General features: G+C 38.9%; 11 protein-coding genes. 10 read left to right on the top strand and 1 reads right to left on the bottom strand.

All coding sequences use genetic code 11. The annotated features are described in order from the left end of the window. Positions 1-87: 87 nt before the first annotated feature. A complete protein-coding gene (nuoB, locus tag K8S13_RS23910; RefSeq protein ID WP_291466240.1) occupies positions 88-831 on the top strand; it encodes an NADH-quinone oxidoreductase subunit NuoB in 744 nt (247 codons plus the stop codon). A 15-nt stretch (positions 832-846) separates the two neighbouring features. Here nuoB and K8S13_RS23905 read toward each other — a convergent pair whose 3' ends face one another. Further along, a complete protein-coding gene (locus tag K8S13_RS23905) occupies positions 847-2,802 on the bottom strand; it encodes a U32 family peptidase (RefSeq protein WP_291466239.1) in 1,956 nt (651 codons plus the stop codon). 121 nt (positions 2,803-2,923) lie between these two features. Here K8S13_RS23905 and K8S13_RS23900 point away from each other — a divergent pair, with 121 nt between their 5' ends. The 9 genes from K8S13_RS23900 to rodA all read left to right on the top strand — a co-directional run bounded on the left by K8S13_RS23900 (position 2,924) and on the right by rodA (position 12,376). Further along, positions 2,924-3,250, top strand: coding sequence for a cupin domain-containing protein (locus K8S13_RS23900; RefSeq protein ID WP_291466238.1), 327 nt, complete (start codon positions 2,924-2,926; stop codon positions 3,248-3,250). Between the two features lie 158 nt (positions 3,251-3,408). Continuing rightward, complete coding sequence (locus K8S13_RS23895) at positions 3,409-4,821, top strand: transferase (protein ID WP_291466237.1); 1,413 nt, start codon at positions 3,409-3,411, stop codon at positions 4,819-4,821. Between the two features lie 73 nt (positions 4,822-4,894). Continuing rightward, the gene (locus K8S13_RS23890; protein ID WP_291466236.1) at positions 4,895-5,776 is read left to right on the top strand and encodes an LD-carboxypeptidase; all 882 of its coding nucleotides are present in this window, start codon (positions 4,895-4,897) and stop codon (positions 5,774-5,776) included. Positions 5,777-5,781: 5 nt separating this feature from the next. Then, positions 5,782-6,864 carry a serine hydrolase gene (locus K8S13_RS23885; RefSeq protein WP_291466235.1) on the top strand — a complete coding sequence of 361 codons (1,083 nt, stop codon included), beginning with the start codon at positions 5,782-5,784 and terminating at the stop codon, positions 6,862-6,864. Positions 6,865-6,987: 123 nt separating this feature from the next. Then, positions 6,988-8,031 (top strand): rod shape-determining protein, encoded by a 1,044-nt coding sequence (locus K8S13_RS23880; protein ID WP_291466234.1) that lies wholly within the window; start codon positions 6,988-6,990, stop codon positions 8,029-8,031. A gap of 4 nt (positions 8,032-8,035) precedes the next feature. Then, entirely contained in the window at positions 8,036-8,866 is an 831-nt protein-coding gene (gene mreC / locus K8S13_RS23875; protein ID WP_291466233.1) for a rod shape-determining protein MreC, read from the top strand. Positions 8,867-8,888: 22 nt separating this feature from the next. After that, a complete protein-coding gene (locus K8S13_RS23870; RefSeq protein ID WP_291466232.1) occupies positions 8,889-9,410 on the top strand; it encodes a hypothetical protein in 522 nt (173 codons plus the stop codon). Between the two features lie 11 nt (positions 9,411-9,421). After that, positions 9,422-11,266 (top strand): penicillin-binding protein 2, encoded by a 1,845-nt coding sequence (mrdA, locus tag K8S13_RS23865; RefSeq protein ID WP_291466231.1) that lies wholly within the window; start codon positions 9,422-9,424, stop codon positions 11,264-11,266. A gap of 3 nt (positions 11,267-11,269) precedes the next feature. Next, positions 11,270-12,376 carry a rod shape-determining protein RodA gene (gene rodA, locus K8S13_RS23860; RefSeq protein WP_291466230.1) on the top strand — a complete coding sequence of 369 codons (1,107 nt, stop codon included), beginning with the start codon at positions 11,270-11,272 and terminating at the stop codon, positions 12,374-12,376. The last annotated feature ends 150 nt before the right edge of the window (positions 12,377-12,526 follow it).

Raw genomic sequence — 12,526 nt, 5'->3', positions numbered from 1 at the left:
TCATTTGAATAATAAAAGTTTTAATCTTTCTTATTGAGGATTTGATCTTTGATCATAAAATATATAAAATTATATAGAGAGTTTTAAATGCTCAATACACTTAAAAATAGATTTGAACAGGGTTGCAGAACCTGTGGCTACCCTAAAGAAAAACCTGCCGTATTTGCCCGTTATCGAGGCAAACCAATTATACAAAAAGATGTTTCGTCTGATGTAGTAGAAGCGTGTGCAAAGGCCTGCCCGCAGGATGCCATTGATATAGGTCTCAAAAAAATTGATATGGGCCGGTGTGTATTCTGCGGGACATGTGAAAAAATTTCCAAAGGGGCCTTTATTACTTTTACAGATGATTTTGAAATTTCTACTTCCAAAAAAGAACATTTGCTGACGGATGGAGATCTTCCCTCCCTTGCCGAACACTCCAAACAGCACTTTAAAAAACTGTTTGGCCGGTCTTTACAGCTCAGGCAGGTATCCGCAGCTGGCTGCAATGCCTGCGAAGCGGATTTAAACGTATTGGCAACCCCATTCTTTGATCTTGCCAGGTTTGGTATCAATTTTGTTGCATCCCCCCGTCATGCCGATGGCATTGTTGTGACAGGACCTGTATCCAGAAATATGAAAATAGCATTGTTGACAACATATGAAGCAATTGCTGAACCAAAAGTTGTCATTGCTGTGGGAAGCTGCACCATAACAGGTGGTCCTTTCCTGGGAAGTCCTGAAATCACAGAGGGTCTGGACACCATTTTGCCTGTGGATCTGTTTATACCGGGCTGCCCTCCACATCCTCTGACGAATCTGCATGCATTGTTGACATTTTTTAAATAGCAATAAAAATTTATATTACAATAGTTTGAGGTTCCAGTTCCATAACCCGGGCCGGTTTTTTATTTTAATACCACGGGGTATGGTTTCATGGATGTTGACAAAGAGTGAAAACCCGGCCTTTTCCAGCAATTCTTTTTTGGAAGTTAGATCCAGGTACCAATTGGGAAAAACAAAATAATTATTGTTGTGTTTAGTTATCCAGCCGGTTTCACCCATAGGGCTTGTAAACGCCTGATTTGTTTTTAGATCATTTGAAATAATTCTTGAGATACCCAATGGCCAGTTGCCATAAATAACAATACCGAGCGGCAGGTTGCATTTTTGCGGCAAAGAGCAGAATGTATCCTGGTCAAGTTCCGGGCTGACAATGGCACCGGAGAATCCCTGTTGTTTTAAAAGATTCACCGTCGCGCTGTTGGTAATATTGCAAAAAGGGCCTGCCCATAAATTTAATTGCTTTGGATTTTTAAAAAGCGAGACTTGCCAGAAGGCATTTAAAACAAAGTTTTTTGCCCCTTTTTTTATGGCTTTGGCAATGGTGTCAAAGCATATTTTTTCTTCACCCGGAAATAAAACAGGATCCAGCCATAACCAGTTCCTGCTTGAAGGAGGCGCAGAATATCCCTGGGTTGAAATCCATACACCCGTCTGGGTGTTAGCGCGCACTTGTCGAAGCTTACCCCTTGAAACAGCGATTTCCTGTACCCTGGTTTTTGATTTTACAGCTTTTTGGGGGTGAGTCGCCTTATATTTATTCTCAGCAGGTCGAATCGTTGTTTTTTCCAAGTCAGAAAGTTCAGCATCAAGCGCTTTAATAACCGAGGCAAGTTCCTGTCCTCTCCGGTCAATGATATAGACACAGGTTCCTTTTTTCAGTTTAAATTTAGATTTTTTGTTTAAATAAAACTTTCCTTTTTTGGGTACAGCCCGTGTGACTCTTTGAATATTGTGGGCTGGATCATCTTCAAACCCGATTCTTAAAAGATCTGAAGGAAAGAGGGCTTCTCTTGTGATAAAAAAGGGTGAGGCAGGATTTTTTATTCTGCCTGCAAAAAGCCCGGACCCAGTTTCCGATGAGTGATCCAAAGGATTCATCAGCCTTTGGGATAAAAGATTATAATGGGTAAATTCTCTTCCCATGGCATAATCAAGGTATGAAAGTGCTTCTTTTTTCTTTTTGGGGTCATCTCGTAAGAGCTTGTAAGCTTTAACCGTGTAATAAACATAGTGGGGGCTTTTTTTCCGCCCTTCAATTTTCCAGGTAGTAATTTGTGGAATTGTTTTTAATACTTTCACCAATACATCAGCAGAAAAATCCATACATGAAAAATGTCTTTTTTTGTGACCTTTCTGGTCATACATTCTTCTGCAGGGCTGAACACATCTGCCCCGCAGGGAGCTTTTCCCGCCAAACCATGAACTCCAATAGCATCGTCCTGAAATGCAATAGCACAAAGCCCCATGAATAAACGCTTCAAGCTCAATGTCTTCAGGAGTATTTTGGGCCATATTTTTCATTTCATCAATGGTAAATTCTCTGGGTAGAACGATTCTTTTGAATCCCAATTGCTTTGATGTTCTCAAGGCGGAAGGGAAGGTGCAGTTACCTAAAGTAGAGAGGTGAAATTCTTTTTTAAAACCGGCTTTGCCTGCCAGTGTAATCATGGCGAGATCCTGAATAATCAGGGCATCAAAATCAACAAATTTGCAGAGTTTGCAAAGGATATTAAAGACTTTTTCCTGTTCAGATTCCTTTATAATAGAATTAAATGCAATATATACGTCGATGTGTCTGGATTTGGCAAGCTTTGTCAAACCTGCCAACTCTTCGATACTAAAGTTTTGGGCCTCCATCCGTGCAGAAAATATTTTCAGGCCGCAATAGATTGCATCGGCACCAGCAGCAATGGCTGCAAGAAAAGAATTTTTATCACCTGCAGGGGCAAGGATTTTGGGACTATTTATGCTCATTTAAGTTTTCATCCAATTTAATTTAAATAGAGAGTAGTATTGCAATTTTGGTAAAATTTGTCAAAATGATGAAAATACAAATACAAAGAAAGATAACAAAAATTAGTTAAAGGGAAAAATAATGTTTGCAAAGTATGATTCACAAGATTTTTTAACACCCGTTGACGGGGTAGAAATGAAAACGTCTGTATATGGTGATAACAGTTTGTTGACACGATTTCATTTGAAAAAAGGAAGTGCATTGCCCAGACATTCTCACCCCCAGGAGCAGACAGGATTCATGGTCGCAGGAAAAATGAAATTATTCATTGCCGGAGAAGAGTTTATTGCAGAACCGGGAGATACCTGGTCCATAAAAGGGGATGTAGAACACTGGGCTGAAGTTATTGAAGATTCTGTGGCTATTGAAGTGTTTTCTCCTTTAAGGGAAGATTATCTGCCCCAATAGGGGTCGGACGGCCCATTTAATAAAACAATTATTATGAATTAATCTTAATAGCCCTTATATTCTTGTCTCTTACATATTTCTATGGTATGGGTTTTTTTGTTTGTTAAATGATTGAATAAGATTTAAAAGAAATTTCTTTTATAAAGAGGATTATAACCATGAAACAGATGAAGCAGCTTATTGATCGAATTATCAGTCGTGTTAATGTTAATTTAAGCGAGTTTGATTTTGATACTGAGAATTTTGTAACAGATTCCATTGATTTTGAAAAACTGTTAAAGTTTTACGCATTTTATGGAATTACATCTCGTCATCCCATTTATTTTCATTTTAAAAATTCAAATGTTGCGGGCAGTTATTTCCTTGGAAAATGTTATGTGGGAAGATCTGCCATTTATAAAAGTGATGTAAGGGGCGATGAATTAAAAAGAAAGGGGGACAATATCCGTTGTGCAAAGGATATTCCTCTTGTTGAAGATGAAATGATTACCATCAGGGATAGTCTTCTTTATAAAACCCTTGTTCACAGCAACTCCCACAATCTTGAGAGTCCCGAACAATTTGGTATCCACAATACCATTTCAGCTCATTATGTCAACATTCACGGTACAACTCTTGAAGGCTGTTTTTTAGGTCCTTTTGCAACCGTGGATCTTATGAATCTTCATTCCTGCATTGTGGGTGAATTTGCGTATGTTCAGGCGGGTGAGCTTTTCCATAGAAAGATTGATCCCGGAACCGTGTGGGTACGAAGTCCTAATTTTGAGTTTAAATATAGGTTTAAAAAGGATATTTTAGATAATTTTGTCGGGGTAAACTCTTCATATCAACCCCGTGGGATCATCTATGATTTTGTTAAAGAACGAGAACATGATTATGAAAAATTATTTGATGTAATGAATCTTGAACCAATTAAAGCCCCGGACAGTTCTGCTGTCAACAGATATGCCGTGATTCTGGGTAAAACACGCATTGGTGAAAATGTTCTGGTCGCTCAACGGGCTTTTTTGGATAATGCTGTAATGGGAGATGGTTCTAATGCCCAGGAAAACACCTATATTATTCATTCAAATCTTTCGCAAAACTGTATAACAGCTCATGGTGGAAAAATAATCCATTCTGATATTGGCCCTGATACTTTTGTCGGCTTTAATTCATTTTTAAATGGAAAACCCGATGCACGAATAAAAATTGGTGAAGGCTGTATTGTGATGCCGCACACCATAATAGATCCTGATATTCCGCTCGAAATACCCGATGAACACCTGATATGGGGGTTTATCGGTTCTAAAGAGGACATAAAAGATCATACGATTGCTTTGGATGATCTTGCTGAAGTACGGGATACCCTGAGACTGGGAAAAATGGTTTTTAAGGGTATGGGTTCTGTCTTTATTGATGGCTTCAGGCGAAGGCTTCATCAGATTCTATTGGCAAATGGTGCTTTATTTAACAACGGCGAAAAACGGGGTCATGCACAGGATGATCAAAACATATCCTTTAATATTATTCAGCCTTATAGAACAGGAGAGCGGAATGGTTTGTATCCCTCAATCCGAATTAATCCATAGCCTGTCAGGGAATGAGGGGGGCAAATAAATTTTTTTGTAAGCTTGAGCTTAAATTAGGGAAATCACTAATCCTATGAAAAGACTCTTTCCTTTAAAATCCGGTGACACATTAGGTGTCTGTGCGCCATCTGCACGCTTTGATATTGAGAAATTAAATCTGGGAATTCAGATTTTAGAGAACTTGGGATTCAAGGTTAAAGTCCCAAAAGAGATCTTTAAAAAGAAGCGGTATCTTGCAGGCGATGATATGTTGCGGGCATCTGTTATTAACAACCTTTTTTTAGATCCTGATATAGATGGAATCATTTGTGCCCGGGGCGGTTTTGGTGCGATGCGAATCCTGGATCACTTAAACTGGAAGAGGATCAAACAAAATCCCAAACCATTTATCGGGTTTTCTGATAGTACGGCAATATTATTGTCTATCATCAGTGAAACAGGGACTCCGGTTATTCACGGACCCACTGTGGTTTCATTTGCCACTGCTCAAAAAGAGACCATTGATTCGTTTTATAAAATTTTAATGGGTTCTTTTGATAAAATCGAAATAACAAATGGACAAATCATCAAGCCTGGTGAGTGTACAGGTGTATTAAAGGGAGGGAACATTTCAACTATATCCCATCTTTTGGGTACAAGGTTTCAACCGGATTTTAAGGATAGTATTTTATTTTTGGAGGACATTGGAGAACCGGCCTATAAAATTGACCGAATGCTGACACAGATGAAAATGGCAGGTTTGTTTAAAGGAATTCAGGGCGTGATTACCGGGGTTTTTAAAGACTGTGACAATGATGAGTATATAGAAGAAATATTGTCAGAGATATTTGACCCATACAATGTCCCGATTCTTTCAGGTTTGGATTCCGGCCATGGAAAGGTTAATTTGCCCTTATACATGGGAATAGATATTGAGATGGATACAAAAAAAATCGCAAAAATTCACTGGATTTAATGCATATGGGCAAGGACAGCATTTCCAGGGAGGTAGAACAGGCGATTTTACAAGGTGTTTTCCCCGGAGCGGTTCTATTGTGTGCTGTAAATCAGAAAATTGTTTTCCATGAATCTTATGGGATGACTGATATCTTTGAAAAAAGAAAAATGAGGACAGACAGTATTTTTGACCTCGCCTCTTTAACAAAACCTTTGGCAACAACATTGGCTTTATCCAAGCTTATTGAGAGAAATCAGGTCTTTTTGGATCAGAAGATCGGGTCAGTTCTAAAAGAATTTAAGGCATCCCCAAAAGCAGATATTACCATTGATATGCTGCTCAGACATACCTCAGGATTTCCCGCCCATCGTGAATATTTTAAAAAAATCATAAAAACAGATGCAAATCCAAGAAAATATCTCAGACAGCTTCTTGTTCGTGAGGCACTTGAGAACAAAATTGATGTGTGTCAGGTTTACAGTGATTTAGGATTTATGGTCCTGTCATGGATCATTGAGAAAACAGCCTGCCAAAGGCTGGATCGGTTTGTTACAGAACAAATTTATTCACCCCTTGGGATTGATGATTTATTTTTCATAGATCTGGACCTGAAGAATGAAAAACTGAACACGTATCGCCAAAAAATTGTTGCCACCCAGAAATGTCCCTGGAGAAAAAAACTTCTTAAGGGTGAAGTGGATGATGATAATGCCTGGGCTGTTGGAGGAATAGAAGGCCATGCCGGACTTTTCGGTGATGCCGGCTCCATATATAAACTTTGCTGTGAAATATTGAATGCATTGCTAAACAAACCGACAAAAGTCCTGTCCCCTGATATTATAAAAGCCTTTGTACAAAAGGAAAGTCAATGTGATATGGTTGCAGGATTTGATACCCCTTCTAAAAAGGATTCTTCTTCAGGTCAATTTTTTTCATCCTCATCTGTGGGTCATCTTGGATTTACAGGCACCTCTTTCTGGATTGATCCTGTGACATCATTGATCATTATTTTTTTAACCAACAGGGTACACCCGTTAAGATTGAATGAGGGGTTAAAAAAATTTCGTCCGCAAATACATGATTTAATCTATTCGCAATTAATATAAAATATTGTGTACTAAGGCTTTTTGGACTTGTAAAAAATAGTTAAGTCTGTTAGCAAATAACTTTTAATAAGATCTTTTGTGTTTAAATACAATTTATAAATATTTTTCTTATAATGAGGTAAAATGAATTTTATAACAGACTCTTTACTTGGAGCTTTTTCCAATGATCTGGCCATTGATCTTGGGACTGCAAATACACTTGTTTATGTTAAGGGAAAAGGAATTGTATTAAGTGAGCCTTCAGTTGTTGCCGTTAGAACGGATGGGGCAAAAAGTAAAGTGCTTGCTGTGGGCGCTGAAGCAAAAAGGATGCTGGGGCGTACACCGGGTAATATTGTCGCCATAAGACCCATGAGGGATGGTGTGATTGCTGATTTTGAGGTCACTGAGGCAATGTTAAAGCATTTTATCCGAAAAGTTCACAATAACAGGAAAACCCTTGTTCGCCCTAGAATTGTTATCGCCGTACCATCCGGTATTACCCAGGTTGAGAAGAGAGCGGTTAGAGAGTCGGCAGAATCAGCGGGAGCAAGGGAAGTGTTTCTGATTGAAGAACCCATGGCTGCAGCGATTGGTGCAGGCCTTCCCATTACCGAACCTACCTGTAATATGGTTGTTGATATCGGCGGAGGAACAACGGAAACAGCCGTTATTTCCCTTGCCGGTGTCGTTTATACAAGATCGTTAAGGGTTGCCGGTGACAAGATGGATGCTTCCATCAGCCAGCATATAAAACGAAAATATAATCTTCTCATTGGTGAGAGAACTGCAGAGATAATCAAAACAACCATTGGGAATGCATATCCTGATCCTGAAAATCTTGAAACCATTGAGGTCAAGGGCCGAGACCTTGTATCCGGTATCCCTAAAATACTTGCCATTGATTCCGAGGAAGTCCGGGTTGCCATTTCCGAACAAATTGATGCGATTGTTGAAACAGTTCGCATTGCACTTGAACAGACACCTCCTGAACTTGCAGCAGATATTGTTGATTCCGGAATTGTTTTAACCGGTGGTGGTGCTTTGCTGAAAAATTTGGATAAACTGCTGAAAGAAAAAACCGGACTTCCCATTATTGTCGCCGATGATCCATTGTCTACTGTTGCCCTGGGTTGTGGGAAATCCCTTGATAATATTGAGATTTTGAAAGAAGTAGTCATTCGCTGATTTAATGTTTTCACGCAAACTGCTTATTTTTGTTGGGCTTGCTCTATTTATTGCAATCAATTTTATTGTAATAACCATGAGCAGCAAAGAATCATTGCCGGTCAACAGCATTGAGCGAGTATTCATTTCCATTACGTCTCCTTTCCAGCTAGCAGTTACCAAAACCATTTATTTTACTCAAAATGTCTGGGACACATACTTTATAGCGGTTCTTGCCGTTAAAGAGAATATTGAACTTAAAAAGCAACTTGGAAAAGCAATAGAAATTAAAAATCGGTGTGAAGAATTGGAACTCGAAAATATCCGGCTTAAAAAATTTGTTAATTTCACAGGATTAGTTTCTGATACATATGTTGCCGCTCAGATCATTGCAAGAGACCCCTCTCCATGGTTTAAAACTATTATGATTGATAAGGGTGCAAAAGATGATGTGCTAAAAGGAAGTCCTGTTCTTGTTTCCGAAGGAATCGTCGGACAAATAATCGAAGTTGCAAAAAATTATTCCAGGGTTCTTTTGATTACGGATAGAAATTCGGCTGTTGATGCTCTTGTCCAGAATTCCCGTGTCCGTGGTATTGTAAAAGGAAACAATGAGGATAATTGTTCCTTTGTGTATGCATTAAGAAAGGATGAGGTAAGGCAGGGAGAAACAATTATTTCATCGGGGTTGGATCAAGTGTTTCCCAAAGGGCTTAAAATCGGCAGAATTTTAAAAGTGACTAAGGTCCATTCTCAACTTTTTCAGGATATCAGTATAGAGACCAGTGTTGATTTTGATAAAATAGAAGAAGTCCTTGTATTTAAAAATGGCAAATTAACCAAAGGAATCCGTTGAATTATTTTGAGATTGTTCAATAATGAATGCATTGTTTTTCATCATTTTCACGTTTTTTTTAATTGTTCTTCAAACGGTTGTTCTGCCGTCTTTTTCCTGGTTTGCCCAGTGTTTTGATCTGCTGATCATTGATATTCTTTTTTTAAGCCTTATTTCATCCCACTATTCAATAGTGGTTGCCATCATTATTATTGGCTGCATCATGGACAGTATTTCCGGAGTCCCATTTTGTTATCATGTTTTTTCGTATTTATGGATTTATATACTCGTATTCTTAGCCAAACAATTACTTTTTAAACAAAGCATTATTTTTATTCTTATCATCAGTATTGTATCCGTATTCATCCAGCAGGGGTTGTTGTTATTTTCAGTCTTTGTCAAGCAAGGCCATAACACCATTTTGGTATTTGATTTCGGTCTTTTGATGCGACAGGCATTCTGGGGTTTTGTTTTTATCCCACCCAGTATCTGGTTGGTAAATATTTTCTGGCAAAACTGGATCTTTGTAACAAGATTAATGAAAAAACAGATGACTCAAAAGTAGAAAGGATAAAGTTGAACCCATTCAGCAAAAATCCGGATAGAGATTGGATAAAGCAAAGACTTATCGGTGCAAGTGTATGCATTTTGTTTGTTTTTGCTCTTCTTTTTTTGCGGTTGATATATCTTCAGGTTATTAAGGGTGAGGAGTACAGACGTTTATCTGAAAAAAATGCCGTACGGCTTAAAAGTATTAAATCATCTCGCGGTCTTATATTTGATAGAAATAAAAAATTGATGGTTGATAACAGGCCTTCTTTTAATCTTAAAATTGTGCTTGAAGATGCGGGTGAGGTTAAAAACACTGTTGAAAAAGTTGCCCAATTGATTCGGGTGCCTTTCTTAGAACTTATGGACAGTATTGCCCGGGCAGGAAAGGGAACTTTTTATAAACCTATAATATTAAAAAGTGATATCTCAAGGGATCAGCTTGCCATAGTAGAAGCTCATAAATTTGATCTGCCGGGGATTCATGTCGATATAGAGCCCACAAGACATTATATTTATAAAAAAACTGCTGCACATCTTTTAGGATATCTAGGACAAATAAACACCCAGGAATTGAAAAGCGGTAGATATCCCAACGTTAAGACAGGAGATTCAATCGGTAGATATGGTATTGAAAAAAGTTTTGAAAAGTATCTACAGGGAAAACGGGGGGGAAGACAAATAGAGGTCGATGCCAATGGCAGGACGATTAAGGTTTTGAGAACTATCGAACCCGTTGCAGGGCTTGATTTAGACCTTACATTGGACCTTGATCTGCAAAAGACCGCAGAGAAATTGCTCGAAAATAAGGACGGGGCTGTCGTGGCCATTGATCCTGACAATGGAGATGTTCTTGTAATGGCAAGCAGCCCAAGTTTTGATCAAAACGATTTTATTGGCGGTATCAGCCAGAAAAAATGGGATGTATTGATTAGTGACCCGGGTAAACCAATGAGCAATAAAGCGATTCAAGCAGAATATCCTCCGGCATCCACGTATAAAATAATCACCTCATTTGCAGCGCTTGAAGAAAAACATATTGATATAAATACCAGTGTATTTTGTCCGGGATTTTTTAAATATGGCAATAGAGTTTATAAGTGCTGGAAAAAATATGGGCATGGAGAGATGGATATAACTGACGGGCTTATACAATCTTGTGATGTTTTTTATTATCAGGCAGGAGAAAAAGTCGGTGTGGATGCACTGGCACAGTATGCAATGGGCTGTGGACTTGGGAAGAGAACAGGTATTATGCTTGGAAATGAAAGAAAAGGACTCATTCCAACCTCGGCCTGGAAAAAGAAACGATACAATGAATCCTGGCAAGGAGGAGAAACACTGTCTGTGGCAATAGGGCAGGGCTACAACCTAGTTACACCGTTGCAAATGGCTGTTTTGATTGCTGCCGTGGGAAATGGTGGGACTTTATACAGGCCAAGAATCGTTAAAACTATTGAAAACACCCATGGAAAAATTGTAAAGAAAATTGAACCTGAGATTACAGGCGGCCTGCCCGCGAGCAAAGAGACATTGGATATAGTTCGAAATGCACTTTTACAAGTGGTTCAGGGGAAACGGGGAACGGCAAGAGGAATTCGGCTGAAAGATGTTGAAATCGCTGGTAAAACAGGGACTGCTCAGGTTTTTAGTGTTAAAAAAGGGGAGAAAATTGATTTTAAAAATCTGGAATATTCTTTGCGGGATCATGCCTGGTTTGTCTGTTATGCCCCTGCCAAAAATCCTGTTATTGCGATATCTGTGATGATTGAGCATGGAGAGCATGGATCAAGTACGGCAGCACCTGTTGCCGGTGCTTTAATAAAACAATATATGCAAAATTTTTTAACAAAAGAAATATTAGCGGAGTAAGTAATGTTTGACAGGAGGCTGATAGAAAATTTTGACTGGGGATTTGTTGTATTGATCCTTTTGATCAGTTCTGTTGGTCTTGTGATTTTATACAGTGCCCTGGCCACCGGACATGACCCAGGTGTTGTCCACATCCTTTTTAAAAAGCAAATGATCTGGATGGGCGCAGGGTTTATTGTAATGATGATCACATTGATGATTGATTTTAGAGATCTGGATAAATTGAATTTGCTTATTTATGCGCTCTGCGTTGGACTTTTGGTCAGCGTTATTCTTTTCGGGCAGATTGGCGGTGGGTCCAGACGCTGGCTTCTTATAGGGTTTATCAGGATTCAGCCATCTGAATTGATGAAGATTGCCTTGATTATAAGCCTTGCGGCTGCCTATTCAACTTCGGCTTCCCAGACCGGACTCAATTTCAGGAAACTGATTAAGCCGGCTATTTTATGTGCAATCCCGTTTGTTTTGATAGTGAACCAGCCGGATCTTGGAACAGGGCTGCTTTTACTTTTAATCGCAGGCTCAATTACCCTGTTTGTCAAAGTGGAAAAAAGGGTATTTTTTACATTGTCAGGTATCTGTCTTGCTGCCGTACCTTTGGTCTGGTTTACATTAAAAGAGTATCAAAAATTCAGGATATTGACCTTTTTGAATCCTGATAGAGATCCCCTTGGGGCGGGATACCATATTATTCAATCCAAAATAGCCATTGGATCGGGAATGCTGACAGGGAAGGGTTTTTTAAAAGGAACCCAGAGCGCATTGTCCTTTTTACCGGAACAGCATACGGATTTTATCGCATCCGTTCTTGCAGAAGAATGGGGATTTGCAGGATGCAGCATCCTTTTAATACTCTATTTTTTTCTTTTATTCTGGGGGTTGAACATTGCATATAATTGTCGGAATATGTTTGGCTCCATTCTTGCCTTTGGTGTCACAACCATGATTTTTTGGCAGATATTTATCAATATCGGAATGGTCATGGGACTCATGCCTGTTGTGGGTGTTCCATTACCCCTTGTATCTTATGGCGGTTCATCCGTTATTACAAATATGGTGGGATTTGGAATTCTTTTAAATATCAGTATGCGTAGATTTTCATCCAATTGATCATTAAAATTTTGTTTTTCAATGTTGACAAATGATTGCCCAGATGGTACTCAATTCTCGATTTGGCTCGAATTTAGACTGTTTTTGTGTAAAAACAGTTAGTTAGATATAAGTAGTTGATTTTTTTATAATTATTAACTGGCGGAGGGG

The organism is Desulfobacula sp. (assembly GCF_021107415.1).
Note: the sequence above shows the minus strand (reverse complement) of the source record. Positions and strands in the feature narration are given on the sequence as shown.

Coding starts and splice junctions, on each gene's coding strand:
- K8S13_RS23900 (WP_291466238.1), top strand. CDS start 2,924: ATGTTTGCAAAGTATGATTCACAAGATTTTTTAACACCCGTTGACGGG.
- rodA (WP_291466230.1), top strand. CDS start 11,270: ATGTTTGACAGGAGGCTGATAGAAAATTTTGACTGGGGATTTGTTGTA.
- K8S13_RS23870 (WP_291466232.1), top strand. CDS start 8,889: ATGAATGCATTGTTTTTCATCATTTTCACGTTTTTTTTAATTGTTCTT.
- K8S13_RS23880 (WP_291466234.1), top strand. CDS start 6,988: ATGAATTTTATAACAGACTCTTTACTTGGAGCTTTTTCCAATGATCTG.
- mreC (WP_291466233.1), top strand. CDS start 8,036: ATGTTTTCACGCAAACTGCTTATTTTTGTTGGGCTTGCTCTATTTATT.
- K8S13_RS23890 (WP_291466236.1), top strand. CDS start 4,895: ATGAAAAGACTCTTTCCTTTAAAATCCGGTGACACATTAGGTGTCTGT.
- K8S13_RS23895 (WP_291466237.1), top strand. CDS start 3,409: ATGAAACAGATGAAGCAGCTTATTGATCGAATTATCAGTCGTGTTAAT.
- K8S13_RS23905 (WP_291466239.1), bottom strand. CDS start 2,802: ATGAGCATAAATAGTCCCAAAATCCTTGCCCCTGCAGGTGATAAAAAT.
- nuoB (WP_291466240.1), top strand. CDS start 88: ATGCTCAATACACTTAAAAATAGATTTGAACAGGGTTGCAGAACCTGT.
- K8S13_RS23885 (WP_291466235.1), top strand. CDS start 5,782: ATGGGCAAGGACAGCATTTCCAGGGAGGTAGAACAGGCGATTTTACAA.